General features: G+C 63.6%; 24 protein-coding genes. 7 read left to right on the top strand and 17 right to left on the bottom strand.

Annotated features, from left to right (window positions below):
• Window positions 1-541: 541 nt before the first annotated feature.
• From VGN72_04340 to VGN72_04320, 5 genes are all read left to right on the top strand, one after another.
• The gene (locus VGN72_04340) at window positions 542-1,672 is read left to right on the top strand and encodes a hypothetical protein (protein ID HEV7298571.1); all 1,131 of its coding nucleotides are present in this window, start codon (window positions 542-544) and stop codon (window positions 1,670-1,672) included.
• A gap of 123 nt (window positions 1,673-1,795) precedes the next feature.
• Window positions 1,796-1,957, top strand: coding sequence for a hypothetical protein (locus tag VGN72_04335; protein HEV7298570.1), 162 nt, complete (start codon window positions 1,796-1,798; stop codon window positions 1,955-1,957).
• Window positions 1,958-1,961: 4 nt separating this feature from the next.
• The gene (locus VGN72_04330) at window positions 1,962-2,171 is read left to right on the top strand and encodes a hypothetical protein (GenBank protein HEV7298569.1); all 210 of its coding nucleotides are present in this window, start codon (window positions 1,962-1,964) and stop codon (window positions 2,169-2,171) included.
• Between the two features lie 56 nt (window positions 2,172-2,227).
• A complete protein-coding gene (locus VGN72_04325; protein HEV7298568.1) occupies window positions 2,228-2,506 on the top strand; it encodes a hypothetical protein in 279 nt (92 codons plus the stop codon).
• Window positions 2,507-2,619: 113 nt separating this feature from the next.
• Window positions 2,620-3,093, top strand: a complete 474-nt coding sequence (locus tag VGN72_04320; GenBank protein ID HEV7298567.1) for a hypothetical protein — start codon at window positions 2,620-2,622, stop codon at window positions 3,091-3,093.
• Here the strand turns inward: VGN72_04320 and VGN72_04315 are convergent.
• From VGN72_04315 to VGN72_04235, 17 genes are all read right to left on the bottom strand, one after another.
• Complete coding sequence (locus VGN72_04315) at window positions 3,068-3,319, bottom strand: hypothetical protein (GenBank protein ID HEV7298566.1); 252 nt, start codon at window positions 3,317-3,319, stop codon at window positions 3,068-3,070. The two genes, VGN72_04320 and VGN72_04315, sit on opposite strands and share 26 nt — an antisense overlap.
• Before the next feature lie 41 nt (window positions 3,320-3,360).
• A complete protein-coding gene (locus VGN72_04310) occupies window positions 3,361-4,170 on the bottom strand; it encodes a hypothetical protein (protein HEV7298565.1) in 810 nt (269 codons plus the stop codon).
• Window positions 4,167-5,228, bottom strand: a complete 1,062-nt coding sequence (locus VGN72_04305; protein HEV7298564.1) for a hypothetical protein — start codon at window positions 5,226-5,228, stop codon at window positions 4,167-4,169. Before VGN72_04305 ends, VGN72_04310 begins: the two co-directional genes overlap by 4 nt.
• Before the next feature lie 45 nt (window positions 5,229-5,273).
• A complete protein-coding gene (locus VGN72_04300) occupies window positions 5,274-5,648 on the bottom strand; it encodes a hypothetical protein (protein ID HEV7298563.1) in 375 nt (124 codons plus the stop codon).
• A gap of 1 nt (window position 5,649) precedes the next feature.
• On the bottom strand, window positions 5,650-6,066 hold the full coding sequence (locus VGN72_04295) for a hypothetical protein (protein HEV7298562.1): 417 nt from the start codon (window positions 6,064-6,066) through the stop codon (window positions 5,650-5,652).
• 78 nt (window positions 6,067-6,144) lie between these two features.
• The gene (locus tag VGN72_04290) at window positions 6,145-6,471 is read right to left on the bottom strand and encodes a hypothetical protein (protein HEV7298561.1); all 327 of its coding nucleotides are present in this window, start codon (window positions 6,469-6,471) and stop codon (window positions 6,145-6,147) included.
• Entirely contained in the window at window positions 6,468-7,085 is a 618-nt protein-coding gene (locus VGN72_04285) for a hypothetical protein (protein HEV7298560.1), read from the bottom strand. Before VGN72_04285 ends, VGN72_04290 begins: the two co-directional genes overlap by 4 nt.
• A gap of 141 nt (window positions 7,086-7,226) precedes the next feature.
• Entirely contained in the window at window positions 7,227-8,279 is a 1,053-nt protein-coding gene (locus tag VGN72_04280) for a hypothetical protein (GenBank protein ID HEV7298559.1), read from the bottom strand.
• A gap of 335 nt (window positions 8,280-8,614) precedes the next feature.
• Window positions 8,615-9,067: a hypothetical protein gene (locus VGN72_04275; GenBank protein ID HEV7298558.1), complete on the bottom strand. Its 453-nt coding sequence runs from the start codon at window positions 9,065-9,067 to the stop codon at window positions 8,615-8,617.
• Window positions 9,068-9,154: 87 nt separating this feature from the next.
• Window positions 9,155-9,712 carry a hypothetical protein gene (locus VGN72_04270; protein HEV7298557.1) on the bottom strand — a complete coding sequence of 186 codons (558 nt, stop codon included), beginning with the start codon at window positions 9,710-9,712 and terminating at the stop codon, window positions 9,155-9,157.
• The gene (locus VGN72_04265; GenBank protein ID HEV7298556.1) at window positions 9,702-10,367 is read right to left on the bottom strand and encodes a hypothetical protein; all 666 of its coding nucleotides are present in this window, start codon (window positions 10,365-10,367) and stop codon (window positions 9,702-9,704) included. Before VGN72_04265 ends, VGN72_04270 begins: the two co-directional genes overlap by 11 nt.
• Window positions 10,368-10,926: 559 nt before the next feature.
• On the bottom strand, window positions 10,927-12,018 hold the full coding sequence (locus VGN72_04260; protein HEV7298555.1) for an SDR family oxidoreductase: 1,092 nt from the start codon (window positions 12,016-12,018) through the stop codon (window positions 10,927-10,929).
• A gap of 153 nt (window positions 12,019-12,171) precedes the next feature.
• Window positions 12,172-13,161: a LacI family DNA-binding transcriptional regulator gene (locus VGN72_04255; GenBank protein HEV7298554.1), complete on the bottom strand. Its 990-nt coding sequence runs from the start codon at window positions 13,159-13,161 to the stop codon at window positions 12,172-12,174.
• A gap of 325 nt (window positions 13,162-13,486) precedes the next feature.
• Window positions 13,487-14,497 (bottom strand): carbohydrate ABC transporter permease, encoded by a 1,011-nt coding sequence (locus VGN72_04250; protein ID HEV7298553.1) that lies wholly within the window; start codon window positions 14,495-14,497, stop codon window positions 13,487-13,489.
• Window positions 14,498-14,641: 144 nt separating this feature from the next.
• The gene (locus VGN72_04245; protein HEV7298552.1) at window positions 14,642-16,972 is read right to left on the bottom strand and encodes an extracellular solute-binding protein; all 2,331 of its coding nucleotides are present in this window, start codon (window positions 16,970-16,972) and stop codon (window positions 14,642-14,644) included.
• Window positions 16,973-17,209: 237 nt separating this feature from the next.
• On the bottom strand, window positions 17,210-19,750 hold the full coding sequence (locus tag VGN72_04240; protein HEV7298551.1) for an alpha amylase N-terminal ig-like domain-containing protein: 2,541 nt from the start codon (window positions 19,748-19,750) through the stop codon (window positions 17,210-17,212).
• A gap of 103 nt (window positions 19,751-19,853) precedes the next feature.
• Window positions 19,854-20,873, bottom strand: coding sequence for a LacI family DNA-binding transcriptional regulator (locus tag VGN72_04235; protein HEV7298550.1), 1,020 nt, complete (start codon window positions 20,871-20,873; stop codon window positions 19,854-19,856).
• Window positions 20,874-21,346: 473 nt separating this feature from the next.
• Here VGN72_04235 and VGN72_04230 point away from each other — a divergent pair, with 473 nt between their 5' ends.
• Window positions 21,347-22,123 (top strand): PEP-CTERM sorting domain-containing protein, encoded by a 777-nt coding sequence (locus VGN72_04230; GenBank protein ID HEV7298549.1) that lies wholly within the window; start codon window positions 21,347-21,349, stop codon window positions 22,121-22,123.
• Window positions 22,124-22,204: 81 nt separating this feature from the next.
• A complete protein-coding gene (locus VGN72_04225) occupies window positions 22,205-25,117 on the top strand; it encodes a PEP-CTERM sorting domain-containing protein (GenBank protein ID HEV7298548.1) in 2,913 nt (970 codons plus the stop codon).
• Window positions 25,118-25,161: the final 44 nt, after the last annotated feature.

Below are 25,161 nucleotides of genomic sequence, written 5' to 3'. Positions count from 1 at the left end.
GCAGCGTTGTCAAGGCGGTGGGGGAGGGGGGTTAGCAAGGGAGTGAGAATGGAAGCGGACGTGCCGAAGGTAGAGCTAGGCGTTGCACCCGATGGGTTCAAGGGGCCGCGCGGGTGGAAGGTCGAAAAGCACAGTTACCCGCCAGATAAGACTTGGCGGGGCGGGTGGCGTCAGCTGCGTAGATCCCAAAAGGTTGCACAAGTTCGGCACTCACCCGTGCCGCCAAAGCAGGAAGCGCCGACGTCGCCGGTCGCGACGGAGCAGGTGCCACGCGAGTACGTAATCCGGGTTTTTGTCGAGCACCGATTCGTAGTAGGAAGTTGACGACCGGGAAGGCGGGCGGTTATTAGGACGTGCTGTCGAACTGGTTGCCGCCAGTTCGACCAGGGCCGGCAAGCCCTGCGAGTGCGTCCGCTCTGGCTAAGATGGGACTTGGGCCTAGCGACCGCACGCCTTCCCGAACGTCAACCCTCTTCGATGGATCGTCGCGGGCCGTGCGGTTGGGCACAAGTCCCGCAGGTCCCAAGAAAGCGGAGCGTCCATGGACGCATCCGATCGCGCCCCCATTCTCACGGCGGCGCAAACGCTGCTCCTTTCTAACGTCGAACCCGCTAGATACGACATCAACGTGTCCACCGAGGACACGTTGAGGGGCCGCTTCATTCGTGAGTTGATCGACGGCGGGCACTTCGCCAGCTTGACGGGCAGTGAATTAGCGGGTCTCGTCGCGATGACGCGCTGGATCGACGCCGCCCAGGTCACGCCCGACTACATGCTCATTAAGGTGTCGGTTGGCAAGCTGCGTGAAATCACACAGCTTGGCAAGTCGATCGCGCATACGTCGCTCAAGTCGCTGGCCTCGAAGGGGATCATTCAAAAAGTGGTAGAGGGTACAGGCCACGTCACCTCCATCTACGCGCTTCCGCTCCTGAGGCCAGACGATGGGCCGCCGCCTGCCAGCCTCAGAGAGGGTACCGCGGGCGCGGTACCCCGGGCGCGCGCCTCAGGTACGCCAGGTACCTCAGGCGCGCGCCCAGGGGTCGCTGGCGCGGCACTCGGGGCGCGCGCCACCAATGGGCGGAGTACCGCGCCCGCGGACACCAGCGGTGGGGATACCTTATTTAACTATGCTTCTGCTAATGCAGAAGCATTTGCATGTGTGCCGCTGCTGCTGGCGCAGGGCTTCGAAGAAGGGGAAGCGCAGAGCCTCGCCGACCACCCGAATTGCAGCGTGAAGCAGATTGGAATCGCTGTAACGCGCTGCGATTGGTTAGAGGCAAACGGGAAGCTGAAAAGCACCCGCCAGGCGTTCATCGCGACCGCCATCCGAAAGAAGTTCAGCGCGCCCATGACAGCCGAAGATCGCCGCCAGACATCCAAACCTGAGCACGTTCAGGAGGATCTAGCGATTGAGCGCCAGCGGCGCGTAGCGGCAGAAACCAAAAAGAGTCGTGAGGAGGAGGCGCTTAGAAGTCTTCCCCGCGCTGACTTTGATGCGCTGGTGAAGGAAGTGCTGGCGATCGCCGACCCGGTTCTGCGCCAGGGATTGGAGAACATAAGGAAGGCAACCGGCCCGTTGGGCTCGCCTCTCTGGCATAGCATGCTCCACGGTCAAGCTGTAAAGCGCGGACTGCTACAGGCGCTCGAGCAAGCGCCGGCAGGTGACCGTTGAGTGCAAAACACCACCACGATCCACTTTCCGCAACGTGCGGATTTGAAGCGCCCGGGCGCGTAGACGCCGCCGGGCAAATGTTCCTGTTTCATTCATCGCCGGCGATGCCGGCAGAAAGCGCCAATGGCCAAAATCAAACTCGACCCCCAGGGCTACGCAACGAAGGGCGAAGCGCCAACGCGCAAGAGTTCCGTGCAGATCGCTAAGGAAGTGCTGGCCAAAACGACGCCGCCGCGATCGTCCAAAAAGAAAGCGCCAGCGAAAAAGCCGGCGAAAGGAAAGTGACCGCATGGGCCGCCAAACCAACTACCACGTCGACTACCTCGTGATTCGCCACGGCGGCGGCACCCAGCACGCGACCGAGGCCGCGGCGATCGACGAGGCCGCCAAGCACAGCCCCGGATTCGTAATGCGCGTCATGTCGAACGCGCATCAGCAAACCAAAGTCGTGCAACGTGTCTGGCCAACGGTTGGCCCGGCGATCGAGGAAGTGAATTAGTTGACTTCCATGCAAAGTTAGTGACTTCCACCACGACCCTAGACAGGTGAGGCACCATGTTTGACTTAAAGCCGATCGCCACGGCCGCGGCGCAGCTGGCGGCAAAATTGGATCAGTTGATCGCGCTGCAGCAGAAGCGCTTAGACGTTGAAACCACGCGGGCCAAAGAGCAAAGCCGCCACAGCGTCCACGTGGAGGCGGCGCTTCACGCGCTTTGCACGTCGGCCGGCGTCGATCGCCTGGCTGAACAGCACCGCGTGCAAATGCTGGTTAAGCGCGGCGACCAGCTCGCCGTCGACGGCGGGGCGGTGAAGTCGTCGACGTCGGCCGACTAAGCGTAATCGACGGTCGTTTCGGCGCAGTGGCGGGCATCGGAAGTAGAGCCACCGTTTGCCCGCCGCTGCTTTTTATTCGACGTTCCACCCATGGCACTAACGAGGGGAGCACCATGCGGATCAGCATCGTCCGCGGAGAAGAAGCGCCAGCACCGGAACCCGACGACGGCAAAGCGGTCGCGCAGGTCATCCACTACGTCACCAGGCGGGGCACCGTCGTCGGCGTGAAGGTGGAACCGTTCGGCGACGGCAGCACCGATGAGGTGGCGCAGGCCGCGTACAACGCGGGCAAGCGCTTGCCACCGTTCGATGATCCTGCGCCGCGCAACGTGGCCGCTGCGTTGGTGAAGCAGATCTCAGCCGTCCTGGCCACAGCGGGGGAGGTCATTGCTGAGATTGAGCAATCGACGCCGTACCAGGCAAACGAAAACCACTACTTTCGCCAAGGGTGGCGCACCTGTGCCGCCAAGTTGCTCGATAGTGATAACCTCTACCTGCTGCGCGAGCGCATCACCGACGCGCGGCCGCTCCTGCAGGAAATGTCGGCGCAGCTGCGCAAGTTCAACCCGAAGCCGCCCACCACTTAGCCATCGTGCCGTCGACCGCCGCGGTGGCGTCGTCGTCTAGCCTCGCCTGGTTGAGCGCGTTGAGCGCGTCCTGCAGCTGCTGCGCGAGTTGTGCCGACACGTCCCAGGTGCTCGCGCACGTCACGCGATCGCCGCGCGGGGCGCTCTGTACGCTCACGATCAAATCGTTGTCAGGGTTAACGCGCACCTCGAACGTCTGCGCCAGCATGTTCAGCGGGTTGGGCATCGGCGCGAGACGGTAGCGCCATGGGTGGGGGAGTGTCAAATTTAACCGAAGCGCGTAACGGTGAAGTCGCGCAGGCCGGCGACGATCGGCCAGGCTAGGTCGGAACTGTGGTAGGCGTTGACGTCCTTCCCGATGCCGAACCCCACGAGCCCGCCGGCCAGGCCTGCAGCGCCGGTCGTGTTCACCGTGCCGGCGACGACGCCGTTAATCTTCACCTCGACCGTGTTGCCGACGACGAACATGCCGACGCGGGTATAGGCCGTGCGCGAAAACGTGTGGCCAATCGTGCCGTGGGTGATGGCGTTGGGGGTGCCGTCGTTGTCGTCGTCGTAAAGCCCGAAGACTCGGAATTGGTTGTTGTAGATGCCGAGCACGACGCCGGTGCCGTTGCTCGCGTTCGCCTTGCAGAACAGGTGAATCGCGGTCGACGGGGGCGAACCAAAGTTGTTGTTTGAGGGGATAACCGATGCCTCGACGCCGACGCGATCTAACAGGGGCGTGTACGTCGCGTCGATCAGGTACGCGACGACGGAACGGCCGAACGCGGTATTACCGGCCAGCGTGCTGCCGTAGCCATCGGGGAGGCGTGCGCGACTGCCGATCTGGCGCAGGTCGATCGCGGGCGTCTGGAATCGCTCGAGCACCTGGTTCCACTGCCCGCCGCTGTTGTCCGAGTTGTAGAACGTTTCCCACTTCCCGCCGGTGATGCCTGGTGACGGGTACTCATGCAAAGCGTAGGTGTCTGCGAACTTCCGCGGGTCGTAGTACGTGCGCGTTAGCGCCTGCAGCTCCGCAAGCGCGACGTCGTCGGCCGAGGCGGCCGCGAATCCCCTGGTTAGCTTGAAGCTCATGCAAACTCCGCGTCGGCCGCGTAGTGGTAGCGATACACCTTCCCGGCGGTGTGCGCGGCATTGATTCCGTAATGCCCGTTTGTCGACACGACGGCCGGGGCGGTTACTGCCAGGTCGACGCCGTCGGTCAGGTTGCGGATATTGTCGACCGCGGCCGAGTCGCTGGAATAGAAACGCGTCGTCGGTACCGCTCGCATGGGCGGGTCGTACGCAACGAACGGGGCGCATTCCCCGTTGATGGCCGGCGCGTAATAGGCGATCGCGTTTAGCGCCGTGCCGCCAGCGCCGGGCGCGAAGTCGACTTCGTAGCTTTTGCGGTAGTAGCGCCTGCAGCGTTGCAGGTCGACGGCATCGGGCACGATTTCAAACTCCGTCGCCGCGGTCCCGTATTCCAGCTGCACGTCGGCCACTTCAAACACGTTCAACGCGTCGGAAGGAAACGCCAGGCGAAACGCCAGGTAGTGACCGGCGCCGATCGTCTTGCCGGCGATCGACGCCGCCGCCAGGTTGCCGCTGTAACGCGCCCAACTGGTCGACAGCCCGATCGTGCCGGTTGCGCTCGCAACGTCGGCCGATCCGCCGCTCCCGAAGTTTTGCACCAGGCCGACGTTTATCGCCGCGGCCGTCGTCGCTTTGGCCCAAAACGAGTAGGCGTAGGTACCGGCCGGCCGCACGACGTCTTCCAGGCGCTGCGCCAGCGTGATCGTCGTCGACGCGCCCGCGGTGGTCACAGACACGCGCCCGATGAACGACGGTTCCGCTGCCAGGACGCCGCGCACGATGCTTGCACGCGCGAACGTGCCAACCGTCGTGAGCGTGCGGCTAACGTGCCACCGATCAAGCGCGTTGCCCGCGTTCGCCGAAAACGACGTACCACGCTGCGCCCAACGAAAGCGGGGATTGAGTAGCAGGTTGCGGCCGGCCGGTGCGCCCGTGGCACCTGCAGCACCTGCAGCGCCGGCCGGGCCGGTCGCGCCTGCAGCACCGGCAGCGCCGGCGGGGCCGGCCGGGCCCACGTCGCCGCGGTCGCCCTTGTTGAAACTGGAACCGATGCCCATGCCCATTGCGTCTACCTGGTGAAACGGAAAACCCCTGCGGGCGACTTACACCACCTGCAGTTCGGTCGCGGCCGGGTCGTTGGTGTACGCCAGGACCGCGATGGATCCGGGCTGTGCCGCCCAGGAGAGATACACGCGGCCGTAGGTGCGGCCGACGATCGAGATCCCCGGACGCCAGGGCAGCGGGTCGCTGCCGAAATCATCGAAGCGCACCTGCAGGCGATCGCCGGCAGCCGTGCTGTCCAGGTACCAGAGCACGTTGCCGCTGATCGGATATTCCTTATCCGTCGTCGCGACGCTCAGGTCGAGTGTGAGCGACTTCATCGACGGCACGCCGCCGGCCGCAGCCGACGATGCGCTGCCGTACTGGCCGCCCTCGCGTGGGGTGAAGTATCCGACGGCTTTGTAGCGTGGTTCCATTTTAAGCAAAGCTCCGCTTGAGGTAGGCCGCGCCGAACAACGCCGCGACGACGGCCACGCCGGCAGCTGCAAACTTGTACTTCGTGGGCAGCAGGCCGAACGCCGACGGCACGACGCCGGCCACCTGCGCGACGCGTTCGCGCGTCACTTCCGCCACCGCGGCCGGCAGCAGGTCCAGCGTCGACGGCGGGCGCGTGAGGTCGAACGTCTGGCCGTTGAGCGTGTAGGGCTTGTTTGCACCGGTGGGGCGCATGCCGGCAGCAACGCGGATCGGCTCTAGGATTTTCGCGCGTTCGTCGATCGTCAACGGCCGGCCGAGCGCCGCCGCCTGAAAGTCCTGCTCCGCTTTGTATGCCGGCAGCACGTCGTCTTCGCTCTGAATCTCGCGCGTCACGCCGGCGATAATTAGCTTTGCCATTGGTCGAGCCCTTCCAGGTAGATCCACCGGCCGGAGATCCACGCCGCGCAGATCTGCGCGGCGCAGGCCTGCAGCTGGTTACTTGCGCGTCGCGAGCATGACCGCCAGCAGCACGACGACGGCAGCGCCGCCGGCGATCATGTAAAGTTTCGTGTTGTCGGCCGGCACAGGTGCCAGCTTCACCGTTTCGACGGGCATCGGTTGGCGCTGCACCAGGAACGGCGCAGGCGCAGCGGGCGCAGGGTTGGCCACGGTCTTTTTGCCGCCGGCGAACGTGCTGGCCACGCCGGCAGCTGCCAGGCCGCCGGCGGGACCGCCGAACAGAGAACCGAGGCCGACGCCGATGCCGCTTACCAGATTCGTCGCGTTGCCGTCGCCGCCAAGGAGTTCGCTAAACTTGCTCACTTAAACCAGCCCTTCGTAAAGCCGATCGCCACGACTGCGACTGCAGCTGCAGCTGCGATCGCGGCGGGTCGTTTGTAAATGGGTACTGCGCCCACGTCGTCGGCCGGTGCCGGCGGGTAGGTGGCCAGGTCGGTGGTTGCCGACACGTACCGCGGCGCACTGTTGCCACCGATCATGTTGCCGATGCCGCCGAGGAACGCGGTAATGCCCGCGGTGTCGGGCAGGAACGTCGCGCCGGTGGTCTGGTCGACCGTGCCGACGAATGCGGCCGTGCCGAGCTTTTGCACTGTCTTTTGCTTCTCGACTTCGATCAGCTTTTTCGCGTAGTTGTCGTACTTGTTGCTGCTGGCCAACGTCTTTTGCGTTTGCACGCCAACGGCGCGATCGACCGAGGCCTGCGACTTCGCTGCGACCGCGGCCGTGCGGGCCTGCGCCGCCGCGGTCCTCGCTGCAGCTGCAGCCTGCGCCCGGGCCGTCGCCTCTTGCTGGCGCTTTGCCGCTGCAGCTTCACGCGCCGCGATCTGCTGGCGCTTCGTTTCCTGCGCTTCGATCGCCCGCGTTTTGGCCAGGTCGATTTTCTGCGCCTGCAGCTGTTGCTTGGGCGTCATGCCCATCGTCATTGTCCGCGGCATCGACGTCGCGGGCGGTGATGGTGAATCGAAAACCATTTGCGCAGCTCCAGGGGGTCACGTCCAAGCCCGGCCGACGGAGCGAACCGCCGGCCGGGTGTCCAGGAAAGGGGGAACAGTCGGGCGTTAGGCCGCGAGCGCCGCTTTCGGGTCGGGCTCGCGCACGTTCGACAGCACCGTCACCTTGCAGGCCGCGTTGCAGGTGATGATGAGGCGCAGGACCTGCGTGCCGGTCGTGTCGTAGCTTTCGGTGGCCAGCTTGTCGATCGGGTCGACGTGCGGCACGTACAGCCAGGCGCGGGCGTCGCTGCCGTCGCTGCGGTAGGGGTCCGCGAAGTACTGCTGGTCGGCCGACGTCTGCAGCAGGTCCGTGCTGGTCTGCGCCAGCAGGTTGTAGGCCTGGCGGAATTGCTCCATGCTCAGGTCGATCGGATCGTCGCCGCCGTTCTCGATGCGGATCGCGGTGACGACGTTGGGCAGGTCGGCGCCCGTGCTGTTGCTCTCGACGTGCAGCACGTGGCTGATGAACGACTGGCCGTAGATGTCCAGCTCAATCGTCATCTCGCCGGCCGCGGCGATCGTGCCCTGGTTGCGCACGTGGCGCTTGAGGTCGACCGGGATGCCGCTGTAGCCGAACATGTTGTAGAGCGTGGTCGACAGCTGCGCCGCCGCGGCCGTCGCGCCGCTGTTGGCGTTGGCGGTCGTCTCCCACTCGATCTCCAGCCGGGCGTCGCCGACGCTGCGGCCGTCGTGGAGCGTGTCGTAGGGGCGGATCGTCTCGTTGTCGACGAACGGGAACACCAGCGTGGAGTCGAACACGACGCTGGCCGTGGTGCCGTCGCCCAGGGCGGGCACGGTCTGCGCGTCGCGGCCGAACCAAACGCGCTGCATCGCGCGGAGTTCCTCGCCGCTGCCGTTCCAGATGTCCTTGCCGAACATGACGATCTTCAGGTTCTTCACCAGCGCCCATTCGTCGCCGGGCTTGGCGGCGGTGCGCGTGTTGTTCGCGCCGGCCGCGAACGTCAGCGTGCCGGCCAGGCTGATGAACAGGTATTTCTGCCAGCCACCATCGGTCTGCAGCTTGATCGCCTCGCGGCCGGCGCTGATGAACTGCGCCGTGTTGCCGCGCTTGATCTTCTTACGCTGGTTGCTGGTCGATCGGACGATTGTGCGGAGCATGATCTTTTCGCTTTGCGGCATGCGGCCGCGGTTGAACTAGAACGGACGTTTTCGGCGTTGGCTCGCGCTTGCAATGTCACACTGATGGGCCGCGGGTGAGTTCGCATCACCCGCGGCCCGGATGATGTCGTCAGCGTCGGGCTGAGTTAGATGCGCTTCTCGACCTGCTTCATGGCGAAGTGGACGGCGATCGCGGCCACGGTGGCCAGGACGAGGATCTTGGTGGTGGAACCCTTCACGGAAACTTCCCTCCGGCCCAGCCGGGGTTTGATGAACACAGCCGGCCACGGCGACAGCCGCGAACAGCAGACAGAGCGACCGCACGCGCGGGATGCTCATGCGGCACGCGCCGCGGGTAACGTCGGTTCGGATCCGCGCGGCGTGGGCGCGATGCTGAGGGGCAGGCCATGCGCCGCGGATTGGGCCGCACGATGCGCTTGCCGCTCAGCGTCGGTCCACGGCCGCTGGCGTTCCTTCAGCTGCTTCGCTTTCTTTCGAGCGACCGCGGCACCGATGCCGCCGACCACGAACGAGGCCATGCTGAGGGTTTGAAAAAGCACAGGCAATGGATTGCCTGTGACTGCGAATTGCCCTGCAGCGTCACCGACGCGCAGGGCGTGTTTGTTTAGGTTGGCAGTGGTGAAGGGCTCGCTCGCGGCGCAGCCGATCGGCAGCACCAGCAGCATGCCGGCGATCGCCAGCAGGGCGTAGGCGCGGCCGCGGCCGTTCAGCAGCGCCGCCAGGACGACGCCGGCGATGAGGATCAAAATGAAGAACGCGAGCCACATACCGGAACCCTTCGGGTCTCGGCGCTGGCTCGCGCTTTGAACGTCTGCAATTGAACTAGCTGGCTCGCTGATGCCTGTATCGGCGCTTTAGGCAGCTGCTTTAACTTCGCGCAGGGAAAATGTCGGCCTGCGCCCGAACGTGATGATGCCGCTCTGCAGCGGCTTGAACGGCCGCACGCGGAAGAAGTGCAGCGGGGGCAGGTTGGCGGCGGTCCTGAGCTGCGGGTGGTTGCACTCTTTCGCCAGGGCGATCGCGTCTTCCAGCTTGCAGTTGAACACCCAGCGCTCTTTGCACATGTCGCGGACCTGCGGGTGCGCCTGCTTGAACGACTGCGAGATAACGAAGATCCGCCAGCCGCTGTGCCGGCCGGTCGTCGCCGCCATTTTGAAGCGCTTGTCTTCCCGGTCGACGCTCATGCCCGCCTCTTCCCAGAAGAGCGCCACCTGCGCGTCGGGCTTTTGCTTCAGCGTCCAGCGCCAGAACGTGTCGGGGTCGTGCGTGACGAAGTCGCTGTCCCATCCACCGTCGCGCAGCGGATCCAGCACAACCGTTTTGATGCCGGCGGCCGACAGCCCGGCGCAGAAGAGTTTGTTGAGCGCCGTCTTGCCGCTGGCGCTTCCGCCGACGGTGTGGTTATGCAGCATGGCGAAGCGCCTCGTGTTGATCGTTGCTTTGCGCACCATCGGCGCTTTGATTGCGCTTCATGCCCATGAGCGCTTGCACCGCCGGCATTGCCAACATGCGCGGCAGGGCGTAGCCGGCGACGGTCACCGCGAGCGCCAGGCCGGGCGGGAGATCCAAAGCGTACTCCGGGTGCGCTTTGTAAAACCGCGCGAGCGCTTCCTGCACGTCGGCGCGTTCCTTGTCCGTCGGTGCCCACGTCATCGGCGCTGGCAGCTTGGCCAGGCTATCGAGCAACATCGGCGCGACGGTGAAAGCCAAATCGCACGTCGACTGCGCCGCCTGGTTGGCGTCGAAGGTCATCAAAGGCGCTTCGCCGGCGATCGGGTCGGCCGACGCGCCGCCGTCGGCGCTTTGAAGCGCGACGTTCTTTCGATGCGCTGCAGCGCCCCGCCGCAATTTGCGCCAGCCGCCACGCCAGGTCTTTTCAGGCGGGTACCGGTGGTCGGCCGCGTTCCAACCCTCCGGGCCGACGAAACCCTCTGGCACGACGCTTGGGGCCGGCTCTGGGGGCGTCAGCTGCTGCAGCTCGGCGCGAATGCCGGCACCGGTGTCGCTCGCCTCCGGGTGCGCGGCCACCAGTTCTTCAATCACGCTCTGTGCATCGTCGCTGCTCATGCTGCGCTTTTCGGCGCGTTGGGAGCGCGGGTTAAGCGCAATCGGCCGGCGCATAAAAAAACCGGCGGGTGCAAGACGAGGGGGGGAACGTCAAGCGGGGATCACCACCGGCAAAAGCAGTTTACCAGAGCCCCCGCCGGGTCGGCGCATAAAAATGCCCCCGACCGTCGTCAGGGGCGTTTGGGTGCGAGCCAGCACCACAATCCCATGATCGGACCGCTGCAGGGCGCACTTAACTCCAAAGCGCCATTTTGCGCGTAGCGAGCGCATTGGCCGCGCCAACGCGTTTTCGGACGTTGGAGGGGTCGCGGGCCGTCCCGGTGCGGAAACGTCGCTCAGATTGGCTCCTATTGCGATTCTACAAAGATTGGCAGTTTCTAGGGTTATGGCACCGATGTTAGGGTATCATTCCCGTACGTAAACCATTGTCTGAACTTAACATAACATGCATTATCGGACGTTGAAGGGCGGTCGCAAATGGGGATTTCGGGTAGCTCCGCTCCGCACCTGAATTCTCATCCCGCCCGCGTTATAGGCACCTCGTCGGCAACGTCCCGTGCTACTGGACCAGATCGCGCAACCGCGTCGCTACCCCGTCTCGCCGTCGTGTGAGCGATCCGCGGCGCTTCACCTGACTTGGCGGATTGGCGGCCGCCGCGATGGCGAGGCCGGCGGCGCCGATGATCGCCAACGTGAGCAACGGGTGCATCGTCGCTTTGCTGTAGAGGCTGGATCGCATCACATGGCCCGGATGGCTGCCATGTTCCTGAAGTTCGCCACGCGTGCCGGTGGTCAGGTTGTCGCCGGTGCGTGTCGGGACGTCCTTCTGCTGCTGCTTGAACATCGTCTGCTTCATGAACCAATCGGTAATGCGCGGCAAGTACGTGCCCATCGCGCTGATCATCTTCCCACCGCCGCCGGCGAACAGGTCGCGCACCGGGTGTGTGGCGGCGTAGATGATCGTCTCAGCAACCACGCTCGGGTCGTACACCGGAGGCGGATAGTCGGGCTCGTTGCCCATGTAGTTCCGCGCGTGTTCGGTGAAGGGCGTGTTGATCGAGCCGGGCTTGATCAACGTGACCGAGACCGGCACGCCGGCCTCTTCCAGTTCCATCCGCATTGCGTCGGTGAAGCCCTTGATCGCGTGCTTGCTGGCCGAGTACATGCTGTGCAACGGCAGGGCGCGATCGGACTCGGTGCTGCCGACGTTGATGAGCGCGCTACCGTAACCATTCCGCACGCCCTGTTGCTTGAAATGGTCCATCGCGGTCTTGGAACCGTAAACCTGGCCCCAGAAGTTCACGTCGAACAGCCGCCGGGCGTCGCCGATTTCGGTTTCGTCGGCACGGGCATAGATCGCGACCGCGGCATTGTTTACCCACGTGTCGATCGACCCGAACCGCGCAATGGCAACGTCTGCCAGTCGGCGGACATCGTCGACGTTCGACACGTCCACCTGAACCGCCAGCGCCTGCCCGCCAGCGTCGATGATCTCCATCTCCAGCTGGCGCAATGCGGGCTCATCGCGCGACGCGAAAACGACGCGCGCCCCCTGCCTGGCTGCCATCCTCGCGGTGGCCAAGCCGATGCCGCTGCTGGCGCCGGTGATGACGATCGTCTGTTCTTCGATGGGTTTGAGTTTCACAGCCATGGTCGTGCTCCCTTGGTGCAGTGTCGGTCGCTCTCAGGCGACTGGCACGGCTTGCAAGGGGCGTTCCATAACTGTGATGCGTCGAATGCGAATGACGAGTTCGGCCAGTGGAGCCACGGGCTCATCGCCCGCCGAGCCCGCAGCCGATCATGCTCACTTCCGCGGCTTTTCCGCAGGCAGTGAAACGACCGATTCGCGTTCGATCAGCCGGTTCTCAAGGATAACGTGCTCGGGCTTTTGCTTCTGACCCATCTGGCTCAACAGCACGCTCAGCGCGCGGTCGGCGACCTCGGCCATGGGCTGCGCAATTGCCGTCAGCGGCGGCGCCAGGAACTGCGATACCTGGGCCGAATCCATCCCCAACAGCGAGATGTCCTGCGGCACGCGCACTTGCAGCACCTGCTGCAGGATGTACATCGCCTCAAGCCCTAGGCTTTCGTTGGCCACGAACAGTGCAGTCGGCCTGGCAATGGTGGTCAACCGGCGAAGCAGGCCGTACATCGGTTGGTGGTCCGTGTACGACACGGAATCCTCATCCACCGGTAACCCGAGCGCCTGCAGGCGCGACATGAACCCCTCAAGCCGCTGGCGCGTACCCCAGTTGTCGCGCTCCTCGCAGATCATCGCGATCTTCGTGTGCCCGCGTCCCGCCAGATAGTCGACCGCCATCTCACCGTGCTGGCGATGGTCACTGGCAACGGCGGAAAACTCGGGCACGTCGACGCGGTTCAAGGTGACGACCGGCACGTCGTTCAACTTTTTCAGCAAATCGATCGTCGCGTCGTCCCACGCCATCGCGACCACGCCATCGATCAGCCGGCGATCGAGGCGCTCCAGGTTATGCTCGGTGAGCAATTCGACGGCGACCTCGTGCTTCGAGATCGTCTCGACGAGGCAGCTGAGCAGGTTCGGCACGAAGCCGCCGAACGTGGTGAAGCGATGGCGATCGATGACGACTGCCACGGTGAGCTGCCTAGCGGTCATGCGCGGCCGAAACCCAGCACGTTTGGCCGAGGCCAGCACGCGCTTCCGGGTCGCCTCACCGATGCCACTGCGTTGATTCAAAACTCGGCTGACGGTACTGGCGGAAACGCCAAGGGTGTCCGCCAGGTCGTAAATCGACTTTCTCGGCCGTTCAGCCATCTCGAAGCCCCTAACAGCGAAAGGTTGTCAAACAGTTTCAGTTGTGTTGTGAAACCATACAGGCTCGCCGCGCGAGCGTCAAAATTTAGCATGAAATACAGTGCGCAGGGAGGAAAAAAGGCAAAAACAGGTCTTCTTGAGGCTTAAGGCTGGCGGGCAAAACCGGCGCGTTGATCAGGACGTGTCATCCTGATGGGATGCTTGCCGACCTCACCCATCTCCCAAGGCCGAGAACCGTCCGTAATTCGAGATCCCTCAGGTCGCCTGAGGCTCCCATCGGGGTGACAACCCGTCGTGCGCCCGCTACAGATGAAATGAGAATGCTCTAGCCCTTCAAGCCGCTCGTGGCCACGCTTTCAACGAAGTACTTCTGGGCGGCGAAGAACAGGATGATGCAGGGCAGCATGGTGACGAAGCTGGCCGCCATCAGCAGGTGGGCGTCGCGCACGCCGTACTGACCGTTGAACTGGGCGAGCGCGAGGGCCAGCGTGCGGTTTGCGGGGCTGTTCAGGTAGATCAGCGGGCCCATGAAGTCGTTCCACGTCGCCATGAACGTGAAGATCGCGACGATCGCGATCACCGGGCCGCTAAGGGGCAACATCATCTGCCAGTAGATGCGGAAGTTGCTGGCGCCATCCATGCGGGCCGCCTCGATCAGCTCTTCGGGCACTTGCGCAAAGAACTGGCGGAACATGAACGCGAAGAACGGGCTCGCCAGCCACGCTGGAATAATCAAGGGCCAGAATGTGTCGATCATGCCCAGGTGCCGGAACAGCACGAAGACCGGGATCATCGTCACCTGGGCCGGCAGCATCATCGTGCTGAGCATGAGCGCGAACAGGATGCCGCGCCCGCGGAAGTTGAACCGCGCGAAACCGAAGCCGACCAGGCTGGAACTGACGACCTGCCCGACGATGCACGCGACCGTTACCACGATGGTGTTCGACAGCGCCGGAAAGTGCAGCCGGGCGATCTCGAGCACGCCGATCTCACCGTCGCCGTTGCGGTCGGCCTCGGCGCCCATCAGCTTCATGGAGGCGGGGTAGTTGGCGAACTGCGGATCGTTGAAGGTCCAGTCGACCTCCCCACCGGTCACGTTCTGCTGGGTGTCGAGGCTGGCGGCCAGCATCCAGACGAACGGCACGATCAGCAACGCCGCGCCCAGGATCAGCGTGATGTACGCCGCGACCTTGTTCCACGACTTACGCCGCCGGCCATCGCGCCGACCCATGCCCCGCCGGACGACGTTCGGCGCCGCCTCCTTCGCCGCCGCCACGTAGACCAGTGGCGTCGCGGGGTTGGCCGTGTTGGGAGCGTTGGTGGCGGAGGTCGTCATATCTTGTCGCTCTTTAGCACTTCAAGTTCGCGCCGAGGTTTCCAAGTACGCCACGATCGCCAAGAGGTAAAGAAACGAATGGCTTGTCTTCTCATTTCTTGACGCTCTTGGCTCCTTGGCGTTCTTGGCGCGAATCACAAAGGATCACGCCTTCAATCCTTCATAATGCACCATCTTCTTACTGCCGCGGAAGATCAATGCGGTAAATATCAGCACGATGATGAACAGCACCCAGGCCATCGCGCTGGCGTAGCCCATGTTGTGGAACTCAAACGCCTGGCGGTACAGGTTCAGCACGTAGAACAGCGTGTCGGTACCGGGGCCGCCGTTGGTCATGACCTTGGCTTGGGTGAAGATCTGGAAGCTACCGATCAGGCCCATGATGACGTTGAAGAAGATCAACGGGCTGAGCATCGGCAGCGTTACGTTCAATAGCCGGCGCATTGGCCCGGCACCGTCGATCGTCGCGGCCTCGTACAGGCTTTCCGGCACGCCCTTCAAGCCCGCCAGGTAGATCACCATCCCCCCACCAACGCCCCACAGCCCCATGACCACGAATGCCGGCACCGCCGCCCAGCCGGCGTCCAGGCCGAACCAGTCGGGCGGGTTCAGGCCGACCCAAGTCAACGGCCGAAGCAGCACGTTGTTGATCAGGCCGAAGTCGTTGTTGAAGAGTTTCAGCCACAGCGTTGCCAGTGCCACTCCGCTGACCACCGACGGCACGAAGTAGATCGTGCGGAAGATTGTGATGCCGCGCACCTTCGCGTTCATCAGCAGCGCCACCGCCAACGCCGCCACCTGCGTTAGCGGCACGCCGAGCAGTACGAAGTAGAACGTGACCCACAGGCTCTTGCCAAACGTGGGGTCGAACTTCGCCAGATGTTCAAAGTTGGCGCCGCCCACATATTGCGCCTCGCCCAGCGGCGACATCGCCGTCCACTTGGCGAACGCCAGGATCAGCGACAGCGCCATCGGTCCGACCGTCAGCAGCACAAAGCCGATGACCCAAGGCGACACGAACGCCATGCCGGCCCGCTGTTGCGCCCGATCGAGCGCCCCAATCTTCTCCCGCCTGGCCTTCCACCAGAACAGCGTTACCAGCGCAGCGATGACCGCGACCGTGATCGAACCGATTGCCCGCCAGTTGATCTGTGAAAACTCACGCGTGCGCAGCGGGCTGCGCAGCTCGGCGAGCCATTGCCGTTCGACCTCCGCCCCAGCATCAGCAACGCTCCGTGTGCCCTGCCGGAGCGCATCATCTGTCACCTGGCTGACGATCTGCCGAAACTCCGCCTCCCGCGGATGCTGCTGCACCCGGCCGAGCTCGATCGCATCTAAAAATGCCTTGCTGTTGGCGGGGCGCTGGCCGGCGGTGTGGAATGCCTCGGAAAACGCCACCGATCGGTTGCTCGGAATCGCCAGCCCCAGCTTGGCGGCGCGGGCTTGGCCCTCTTCGCCAACCAGGTACCGCAGCAACTGCAGCGATTCCTCCGGATGCTTCGTCTGCGTGCCGATCGCCCACGCGTTGGTGAACAGCTGCGATGCCTTTTCCTTCGCGTACGGCACCGGCACGACGTCGAACTCGAAGTTGTTGATCGATCGATAGACCGGCGTCTTCCATCGACCGATCGGCCCGATGCTGCCGATGTTGCCCAGCAGGAACTCCTGCCCACCATCCTTGGCGATGCCGGTGGCGTTGAACACGGTGCGCTCCTCGTGGCGCAGCCGGCGGACCATTTCCATCGCGGCTTGGGCGCCGGGTTCGTCCAGCAGCACGTCGCGGAAGTCTTTACCGAAGAAATCACCGCCGTGGGTCCAGATAATGTTGAGCAGCGTGGCGTCCCACAGGTCCAGCATGCCACCATAAATGCGCCGCTGCGGCGTCGACAGGTCGGTGATCTTCCGCATCGCCTGTTCGTACTCGGCCCACGTCCACCCGCCGTACGGCACGGGCACACCCGCCTGCTTAAACAGGTCGAGGTTGATGTACATCACCGTCGTCGAAAAATCTTTCGGAATGCCGTAGAGCGGCCCCGCGCCGGAGCGTTCACCGTTGTAGCGGAAGACGTCGAGCAGCTTCGGGAAATACTCGGCCAGTTCCGCCTGCGTCACGTGCTCATCAAGCGGCTTGATGAGCTTCATGCTCGCCATCTCGGGCGTGCTTTCCGGCTTCAGGTAAAACAGGTCCGGCGCATCACCGGCCGCGAACATCGTCTTCAGTTTCGAATCGAATTCCCCGCTGCTGACGTGAATGCGGTTGACCTTCACCTTGGGGTGATCGCGCTCAAACGCGGCCACCAGGTCGGCCATGATCTGGCCTTCGTCGGGATCGCCCCAGTGCAGCACGCTAAGCGTGGCGTCGTAGCCGCGCGACTCGTTTCGAAACACGCGAGCCCCGACGTCCACGAACGCCCAAACGACGATCAACAGCGTCGCGAGCCCGAGCAGATAGCGTAGGGATTGACCGATGTGCATGTCGATGATGAGTCCGGCTGGATTCTAGTGGCAATCAGTTCGACTGTCCGCGGAGAAAATTGATAAGGGACTCAACTTATCAGATCGCGGTCACCGTGCCAGTTGCCATCCCGATGGAAGCCCTAGCGACCTGAGGGATCTCGACTGCCAGAAGCTGTGAGGCCATGGGAGATCCCTCCCGTCGCCTTAGGCTCCGCTCGGGATGACAAGTTGCGTCACACGCCACCCGAACTCCTTCTAGGGCATCGGCACGTTCTGCGACAGTACCGCCGTTCCGTAGGCCGGCAGCGTCACCTTCAGCGTTTCGCCCGCCGCGACCGCCCCACCGTTGTCGATAGCCGAAACGGTCGCTCGCTCGGTGACGTTGCCTTCCGGCATCTTCACATTGGCCTGCTTTTCGTCCAGCCAGTTCACCAATGTCTTGCCGTGATCGCTCGCAGCCAAGGGCACGTCGATCTGCTGTTCCTGATCGCTGCGGTTTACGACCACGTACACGTGCTGATCGCCCTTGCTGCGGCGGTAGACCAGCACGTTGTTCTCGTCGTCGGCAACCACCGGCACGTAGAAGCCCTCGCGCAACGCCTCGAGCTTCTGCCGGACCGCCGCCAGGCGCTGGTAGTAATCGAACAGGTCCTGCTTGAACGTCACCTGCGCGTCGTCGTACGGCTGCAGGTGCTGCCAGATCATCGGTTGGCGGTTCGACGGATCGTCCGGCGACCACATGCCCGCCTCGGTGCCGTAGTAGATCATCGGCGCGCCAACGTACGTGTACTGCAACGCGGCCGCCTGCTTCAATCGCTGCCACTGCTCATCGTTGGGCTTCGCCGGTGAATATAGCCAGTTGGCGGCGTTGTCCTGCGGGCGGTTCGCGCCGTCGTACGGGCGATCGGGGTTCACGAACATGCTGGCGACGCGATCGGTGTCGTGGCTGTCGTACAAATTCTGCTGCACGAGCGCCACGTTGAACGGGTAGGCCAGCTGAACCTGGTTCAGGCGCGACGCGAAGACGCTCGGCTTCATCTGCTTTTCCTCGTTCATGAGGAACTCCTGAGCCGGCATCGCAAACTGGTAATTCATCACCGCGTCGAACTGGTCGCCCTTGTTCAGCCACGGCTGGGCCCAGGTCCAGATCTCACCGGTAATGTAAGCATCGGGCTTGGCGCCCTTCACGACCTTGCGCCAATCGATCCAGAACGGGTGCGGAATGTCGCCGGGCACGTCGAGGCGCCAACCATCGATACCGCGGCTCGGATCCCCGTCGGGCGCCAGCCAGCGCTTGGTGATCGCCATGATGTGATCGCGCGGGCCGGGCGCTAAGCCGAGTTTGTCATCCTTCTTGAAGACCGGCAGGTGGCCGCTTTGCTCGTCCCATGCCTTCCACTGAATGCCACCCGGCTTGCCGTGCACTTCGTATGGGTCGGCCATCGGCCGCCAGTTGCTCTCGTCGCCCCAGTCGGTGATCTCGAACCAGTCGGCGTACTTGCTGTTCTTCCCCTTGGCGAGCACGTCTTGGAAGAACGGGTGCGCCCGACCGACGTGGTTGAAGACGCCGTCGATGATGACCTTGAAGCCTTGGCGGTGCGCTTCGTCGAGGAAGTCGAGGAACAGCTTGTCCGAGGCCGTCCACTTCCACGTCGCCGGGTCGTCGCTCTCCCCTTCCAGCGCCGCGATGTCGCCCTTCACGCCGAAGTTGTCATCGATGTGGCGGAAGTCGGCGGTGTCGTACTTGTGCATCGACTCGCCTTCGAACACCGGGTTGAGGTAGATCGCGTTGATGCCCAGCTCGCGCAGGTAAGGCAGCGATTCACGCAGGCCCTGAATGTCGCCACCGTAGCGGCGCTGCCAGACGTTGCCGGTGCCCTTGTAGAAGTTCTCGTCACCGGGCGTTTCACCGGGCTGCGTTTGCCACCAGTTGCTGGTCCACTTCACCAAGTGCTCGCCGGGCTTGCCACCGGGGTCGTTGCTGCTCTCACCGTTGCGGAACCGCTCGGGGAAGATCTGGTACCAGACCGCGCTCTTGGCCCAGTCGGGCGTCTGCACCAGCGGCGTGTTCAACGCCAGCTCGAACGCCTCGCCACCGGCAGGCTTCAACTGCGTGGTCGTGCTGCCGTCCTGAATGTCGAACGTGTAGCGCAAGGTAGCACCGGTGTTGGGCACCAGCACGCCGTACTCGTCGAGGCCGTTACGCACGCCCAGCTTGAACGCGGGCGTACGCTTCACCTCTTCCGTCTGATCGTACCGGTAGACCGCATCGATCGACTGAATGTCACCGGGTTGTACGCGGATGCGCAGCAACGCCTGATCGGCCGAGAGCACCGAGGAATCGGTGGCGGGGTCGTGGGTCACGGCTTCCATGTTCACATGATCGGGCTTGGGTGGCGGGGCCTTGCGTACGTCGTAGCCGACGATGAACCCACTGTTCTTGCCGCCGTAATTGTCGTCGACGTCCAGCGTCGGGTCGGCGGTGGCGTCGCTGATCCAGCGGTCGGAATCGACGACGAACTTGTACTGGTGCTGGCCTTGGTCGTTAACGGGAACGGTTGCTTCCCAGATGTGGTCACCATCGGCATCAGTGAGTTCGGTCGCATCCTTATTCCAGCCCTGAAAGCTGCCGGCGACGTTGACGGACGAGGGCTTGTCGGTCCACTGGCGCGCGTCGAGCCGGAACGTGACGTTGCTGCCATCGACGATGACCTCGGCGCGGGCCAGCATTGGGCAGGCGGCAAACACGGCGGCGGACAAGAGCGCGGTGGCGCGGCTGATTTTCGGCAGGGACATGAACGTTTCTCCTCGCAAGCGACGAAGGGGATCCGCCGGTCGCTGGTTGCTGCAAAATGCAGGATGTGTGAAGTTTCTATGGAAGAGCCGCCCGCAGCGCGGACTATCCTCCGACGTTGCTGGCCATGGCGGTCGACTCGCGCACCACCAGGTGCGTGGGCAGCACTTGCGCCACCCGGTCGGCCTTGCCGCGAATGCGTTCGACGAGACGCTCGCACGCCAGTTGCCCCACCTCGTACAACGGCAGGTGAACGGTGGTCAGGCTGGGGTTGGCGAACGCCGCCTGCTGCATGTCGTCGAACCCGACGACCGAGATCTGCTGCGGCACCTTGATGCGCCTACGGTTGAGATAGTGCAACGCACCGATCGCCATCTTGTCGTTACCCGCGAATAAAGCCGTCACGTGCGGGTGTTTCGCCAGAATCGCCTCGGCGGCACTGGCGCCACCCGCTTCGGTGAACTTACCGTCTGCCCGCCAAGTGTCGATCGGCATAATGCCGGCCGCGGTCAGCTTGTTCTGGTAGACCTCGATCTTGTCGCGCGACGTGCGGATCTCGGGGGCCGCGTAAATCAGCCCGATCTCGCGGTGGCCCAACTGAAGCAGGTAATTCATCGCCTGCTCCGCCCCACCGCGATAATCGCAAACGACGTGGTCGAGGCCCCACTGCGGGAAGTAGTTGTCGACCACGATGACCGGATATCGGCGGTCGGCGAACTCGTCGAGAAACGTATGGCGATCGTTCACACCCATCGCCACCACGCCGTCCACGTAGCGCCGTTCGAAAATCTCGACGTGCTGCTTGGTCTTGATGTATTCCGGCTTGGCCTGCTCTAGGATGACCTTGTACCCCAGCTTGCCCGCGCGGTCGCAGACTCCGGAGATCACCTCACCAAAGTAAGCGTCGGCGAACGCGTGACGCAGCGCGGGGATGATGATCGCCAGCACTTGCGTGTACTTGCTGGAGAGTGACTGAGCTAACCGGTTCGGCCGATAGCCGACCTTGTCGATGATGCGCTGCACGTGCATGTGCGTCGCACGGCTGATGCGCGGGTTGTCGTTCAACACCATCGAAACGGTGGCGACCGATACGTTCGCCATCTTCGCCACATCGCGCAAACTCACCGGCCGATCGGGGCGCCCCCCTCCAGGGGGCCCCGGCACGGCGGGAACCAAGGCGTCGGTATCAATACGGCTAGGGTCCACAGGTAGCTGTAGTTTATCAAAAATCGTGGACGTCACAGCACCACCTTTCATCTGCCCCCACCTTCCCACCCGGAACAACGCCTTCATGACGTGGTAAAACAGTTTACCTCGCCGTTTAACGAAAGCAAACGATCCCGCGGGAATGTCCTCATATCGCGATTTGCTGGCCTCAATCCCGGCTTGGCACTCGCAAAATTCACATCTCAATTTGCTTTATCCGATAAACCGGTTAAACTGAAGCGGCACTTCCCTCCTGTCTCGGGTTCGAGATGCGGAGCGGCCCGTCGCGGTCCGGTTGACTGCGATGCGAGCTTTCGAGCTGGAACATTTCAATGACACTTGATGCGTTCGTGCGACCACGACCTGCGTCACTTGGCCTTCGGAGGATGGATATGAAAATGGGTATCTCGCGTCGTCGTGGCGTTTCGTCTCGCTCGGCTCTCCTGGCCGCCGCTGCCCTGGTGGCGGTGGCGACCGCAACGCCGGTGTCGGCGGCGGTTTACAGTGGCAACGGCGCGACCGGGTTCGGTGGCGCGATCGGAGGCAGCACGCTGACGGTCATCGAGAACGGCAGCAACATCGACTTCTCGCTGTCGCCCGGTGTTAGCTTTAGCGGAAACGCCCTCGTGCTGTACGTCGACAATGGTGCCGGTGGCGTCACCAACACCTCGACGCTTACCGACAACGCTGACGGCGGACGCACCGCGATCTCCGGCCTTAGCGGCAGCGGTCGTACCCTCGTTAACTTCGCCCCGACGTTCGACGCCGATCTGGCCATCACGCTGGAACCGGGCTCGTTCTCGGGCCTGTTTAACCTGGCCACCCCCAGCAATTTCGGCTTCGTCAGCAGTGGTGGTTTGAGCGGTAGCGGCACCGGGCCGTTCACCTTCAGCTACAGCAAGGCCGCGCTCGGCGTGGCCGACGGTGGCTCGTTCGACTTTGTCGGCACGCTGATCAGCACGTCAGGCTACCGCTCGAACGAGACGATCGGCCTGAGCGTGACCACGCCGGGCAGCGCCGGTGACGCGCCGAACGCCGGGTTCACCGGCACGCAGACATTCTCGACTTTCGGCACCTTCACCACTGCAACGCCCGTCCCCGAACCGACCAGCCTTGGGCTGCTCGCGCTGGGTGGCGTCGCGTTGCTGCGTCGTCGTCACGCGAACTAACGCACCGAAGGCCGGCATCCTACCGGGTGCCGGCCCTTCTTATTCAATAGCGGTTAATCGGTTCAATTTGTTTAAGCAACCATGATGTACACACCGCCCCGCCAGTCCGCCCTTGCCCTTGCCGCCGCGATGGTGATCGCTTCGCTCACGGGCAATGCCCACGCAGAAGATGTCTCGGCACCGGCGATCTTGCAGTGGTTCGACGGCACCTACCAGTCGCAGGCCCGCCGCGCTGCCGACGTGTTCAAGGCGGGCTATGGATCGGTCTGGCTGCCGCCACCGGGCCGGGCGGATAGTGGCAATCAATCGGTCGGCTACGACGTCTACGACCGGTTCGACCTCGGCAAGGCCGGCAACCCCACGCTCTACGGCACCGAGAAGGGCCTGAAGAACGTCGCCCGCACGTACGACAAGATCGGGGTCGACCTTCACCTCGACCTGATCATCAACCACAACGGGTTCAGCGACGCCGGCACCCCCGGTTTCATCGAAGCGGGTGGCTATCCCGGATTCGTCATGCAGAACCCCGACGGTGGAAGTGACCCCTACGGCGTTCCCAACACCGACGGTGATTTCAACTCGTCGTACTCCTACGGCGACCTCCAGGGCCGCCTCTCGGGTCTGATCGACATCGATCACGGGAAGAACTGGCAGTTCATCCGAAACCCCGTCGATCCGAACGATTCCCGCAACCTCCCCGCCGGTACCACGGCGCAGTGGGGTCGGTTGGCGAACGTGGCCGACCCGAACAACGCGCGCTTTTACCCCGACCTGCAAGGCCCGTCGATCAGCGTCTTTGACCCGCGCACCGGCGAAACCGACATCAAGGTTTACTCGTTCAACAAAGAGAACCCGATGGCCGGCGACGCGACGCCCGAGAACGCCACCGGCTACCTGATGCGCTACACGCAGTGGCTGGTGCAGGAGATCGGCGCCGATGGCTTCCGCATCGACGCGGCCAAGCACGTCGAAGGCTTCAGCCTGAACTACTACGACCGGGCCGTCTACCGGTCGAACGACCGCAAGCTGCTCGACGGTTCCACCGCGCACGTCTTCAGCTACGGCGAGGTGTTCGATAGCAACCGCGACTACCTGCTGCGCGGGGCCGACTGGCACGATGCAAACCAGGTTGACGATGACTTTGTCCGCAAGGACATCAACCCCAACGATCCCGGCCGAATTGGTGGCAACCGTGACGTGCTCGACTTTGCGCTCGTCGACGCGCTCAACAACAACCTGACCGGCAACGGCTTCCAGAACAACTGGAACAACGTCGTGAACGCCGGCCTCGACAGCTACGACGACGGCAAGCGCAACGGCTCGGCCGGCGTGATGTTCGTGGGCAGCCACGACAAGGGCAACGGCGCCTACCTCAACAACGTCGCCCATGCCTACGTGCTCATGCAGCCGGGCAACGCCGTCGTCTACTTCAACGCCAAAGAGCACGGCAACGGCCGCGACTTTCCCAAAGACGGTCGCGGCGACGCGCTCGGTGGCCGTTACGGTGACACGATCACGGAACTGGTGAACATCCGCAACACGCATGGCCGCGGTGACTATCGCGAGCGCTGGATCAGCACCGACTACCACGCGTTCGAGCGCAGCGGATCGGCGTTGGTCATGCTCTCCAACCGCAACGACGGTGGCTCGAGCGACTGGACCAACATGAACGTGGACCTGCCCTGGGGCACGCCACTGATCGAACTGACCGGCAACGCCAAGGCCAACGGCCTGCCGGAACTGCTGACCGTCACCAACGACTACTTCAACGGCCCCTCGTACGTGCGGGCCAAGTTCCTGAACAACGATAACGTCGACAAGGGCTACCTGATTTACGGCTTGGCCACGCCCCAAGGCCAACTGTTGCTCAGCAACGTCGCCCAGACGATCGGGCCCGATGCGCAGACCGACTGGAACAACGGCTCGGCCCGCACCGCCAGCGTGCAGGTGGTGAAGTCGGACAACTTCGACATCACGCTGAACACGAACGCGGTCAACCTGCTCGGTTACTTCCGCGACTACGACGCCGACGGCGACGGGGCCGTGCTCAAGATCGACGGCGGCATCGACGTGAACGGCAACGGGTACGTCGACCACGTCACGCCCAACAGCGTCGTCTACGGGTTCGAACGTTTCTCGCAAAGCAACGCCGGCTACGGCAGCGCGACCGGCAACGGCAGCTACAGCCAATCGGTCGACGCTTCGCAGCTGAGCGAGGGCTACCACTTCATCGAGGTGCGCGCCTTCCGCCATCGCAGCGACGGTGGACCGGCGGTCTACAGCAGCTTCAAGGAGACGATCTACGTCGACCGGCTGAAGCCGGTAAGTCAGGTGTTGACGAGCGAGTTCAAGCCGTGGGACCCGGCCCATCCGGAGGACCGCGACCTGCTCGTTCAATCGACCGATGGCACCGCCGACAGCATGCACGTGTTCATGAACCTCGGGGCGGCCCTCACCGACGCCGAAGTGCAGTCGCTGGTGAACGGTGGCAACCGGGCCGGGCAGATCGACACCGATCTGTTCAAGTTCGGCCTGTCGGACATCAACAACGGCAACAACGCGATCACGATCGTCACCTACGAGATGACCGGCACCTACAACGTGCAACGCTTCGCCGGCATCAACCCCGCCACCGGACGCGGCCATGGGCTGGGTGATACGACGTTCGACGGCTACATCGAGGGCAACGACCTCGACGAGATGCTGCGGCTCCTGTCGACCAACAACCGCCAGTTCAACCCCGCCGCCGACTTGAACGCGGACGGTTATCTGACCAATTCGGACTGGTTCATATTGGGTAACGAGCTGCAGCGGCTGCACAACCTGGGTCTGACCGCGCCGAACGGCTCGTCGCCGCTCGTGTCGCAGGGCACGCTGGACTACTACCGCTCGCTGAGCGCCGCGGTCCCCGTCCCCGAGCCGACGTCCCTCGGCCTGCTGGCCACCGCCAGTGGCCTGCTGCTCCGCCGTCGCAAAAAAAGGGTAAACCACTAGAAACCGATTAGGAAACTCACCGTATTCATAAGAACACAAGGCAC

It is taken from the genome of Tepidisphaeraceae bacterium (assembly GCA_035998445.1).
Lineage (GTDB): Bacteria > Planctomycetota > Phycisphaerae > Tepidisphaerales > Tepidisphaeraceae > DASYHQ01.
The sequence above is the reverse complement of the archived record's forward strand: the minus strand, read 5'-3'. Positions and strand labels throughout refer to the sequence as shown.

Excerpts from the sequence above, each read along its gene's own strand:
- VGN72_04340 (HEV7298571.1), top strand. The coding sequence starts at position 542 with ATGGACGCATCCGATCGCGCCCCCATTCTCACGGCGGCGCAAACGCTG.
- VGN72_04335 (HEV7298570.1), top strand. The coding sequence starts at position 1,796 with ATGGCCAAAATCAAACTCGACCCCCAGGGCTACGCAACGAAGGGCGAA.
- VGN72_04330 (HEV7298569.1), top strand. The coding sequence starts at position 1,962 with ATGGGCCGCCAAACCAACTACCACGTCGACTACCTCGTGATTCGCCAC.
- VGN72_04325 (HEV7298568.1), top strand. The coding sequence starts at position 2,228 with ATGTTTGACTTAAAGCCGATCGCCACGGCCGCGGCGCAGCTGGCGGCA.
- VGN72_04320 (HEV7298567.1), top strand. The coding sequence starts at position 2,620 with ATGCGGATCAGCATCGTCCGCGGAGAAGAAGCGCCAGCACCGGAACCC.
- VGN72_04315 (HEV7298566.1), bottom strand. The coding sequence starts at position 3,319 with ATGCCCAACCCGCTGAACATGCTGGCGCAGACGTTCGAGGTGCGCGTT.
- VGN72_04310 (HEV7298565.1), bottom strand. The coding sequence starts at position 4,170 with ATGAGCTTCAAGCTAACCAGGGGATTCGCGGCCGCCTCGGCCGACGAC.
- VGN72_04305 (HEV7298564.1), bottom strand. The coding sequence starts at position 5,228 with ATGGGCATCGGTTCCAGTTTCAACAAGGGCGACCGCGGCGACGTGGGC.
- VGN72_04300 (HEV7298563.1), bottom strand. The coding sequence starts at position 5,648 with ATGGAACCACGCTACAAAGCCGTCGGATACTTCACCCCACGCGAGGGC.
- VGN72_04295 (HEV7298562.1), bottom strand. The coding sequence starts at position 6,066 with ATGGCAAAGCTAATTATCGCCGGCGTGACGCGCGAGATTCAGAGCGAA.
- VGN72_04285 (HEV7298560.1), bottom strand. The coding sequence starts at position 7,085 with ATGGGCATGACGCCCAAGCAACAGCTGCAGGCGCAGAAAATCGACCTG.
- VGN72_04280 (HEV7298559.1), bottom strand. The coding sequence starts at position 8,279 with ATGCTCCGCACAATCGTCCGATCGACCAGCAACCAGCGTAAGAAGATC.
- VGN72_04275 (HEV7298558.1), bottom strand. The coding sequence starts at position 9,067 with ATGTGGCTCGCGTTCTTCATTTTGATCCTCATCGCCGGCGTCGTCCTG.
- VGN72_04270 (HEV7298557.1), bottom strand. The coding sequence starts at position 9,712 with ATGCTGCATAACCACACCGTCGGCGGAAGCGCCAGCGGCAAGACGGCG.
- VGN72_04265 (HEV7298556.1), bottom strand. The coding sequence starts at position 10,367 with ATGAGCAGCGACGATGCACAGAGCGTGATTGAAGAACTGGTGGCCGCG.
- VGN72_04260 (HEV7298555.1), bottom strand. The coding sequence starts at position 12,018 with ATGGCTGTGAAACTCAAACCCATCGAAGAACAGACGATCGTCATCACC.
- VGN72_04255 (HEV7298554.1), bottom strand. The coding sequence starts at position 13,161 with ATGGCTGAACGGCCGAGAAAGTCGATTTACGACCTGGCGGACACCCTT.
- VGN72_04250 (HEV7298553.1), bottom strand. The coding sequence starts at position 14,497 with ATGACGACCTCCGCCACCAACGCTCCCAACACGGCCAACCCCGCGACG.
- VGN72_04245 (HEV7298552.1), bottom strand. The coding sequence starts at position 16,972 with ATGCACATCGGTCAATCCCTACGCTATCTGCTCGGGCTCGCGACGCTG.
- VGN72_04240 (HEV7298551.1), bottom strand. The coding sequence starts at position 19,750 with ATGTCCCTGCCGAAAATCAGCCGCGCCACCGCGCTCTTGTCCGCCGCC.
- VGN72_04230 (HEV7298549.1), top strand. The coding sequence starts at position 21,347 with ATGAAAATGGGTATCTCGCGTCGTCGTGGCGTTTCGTCTCGCTCGGCT.
- VGN72_04225 (HEV7298548.1), top strand. The coding sequence starts at position 22,205 with ATGATGTACACACCGCCCCGCCAGTCCGCCCTTGCCCTTGCCGCCGCG.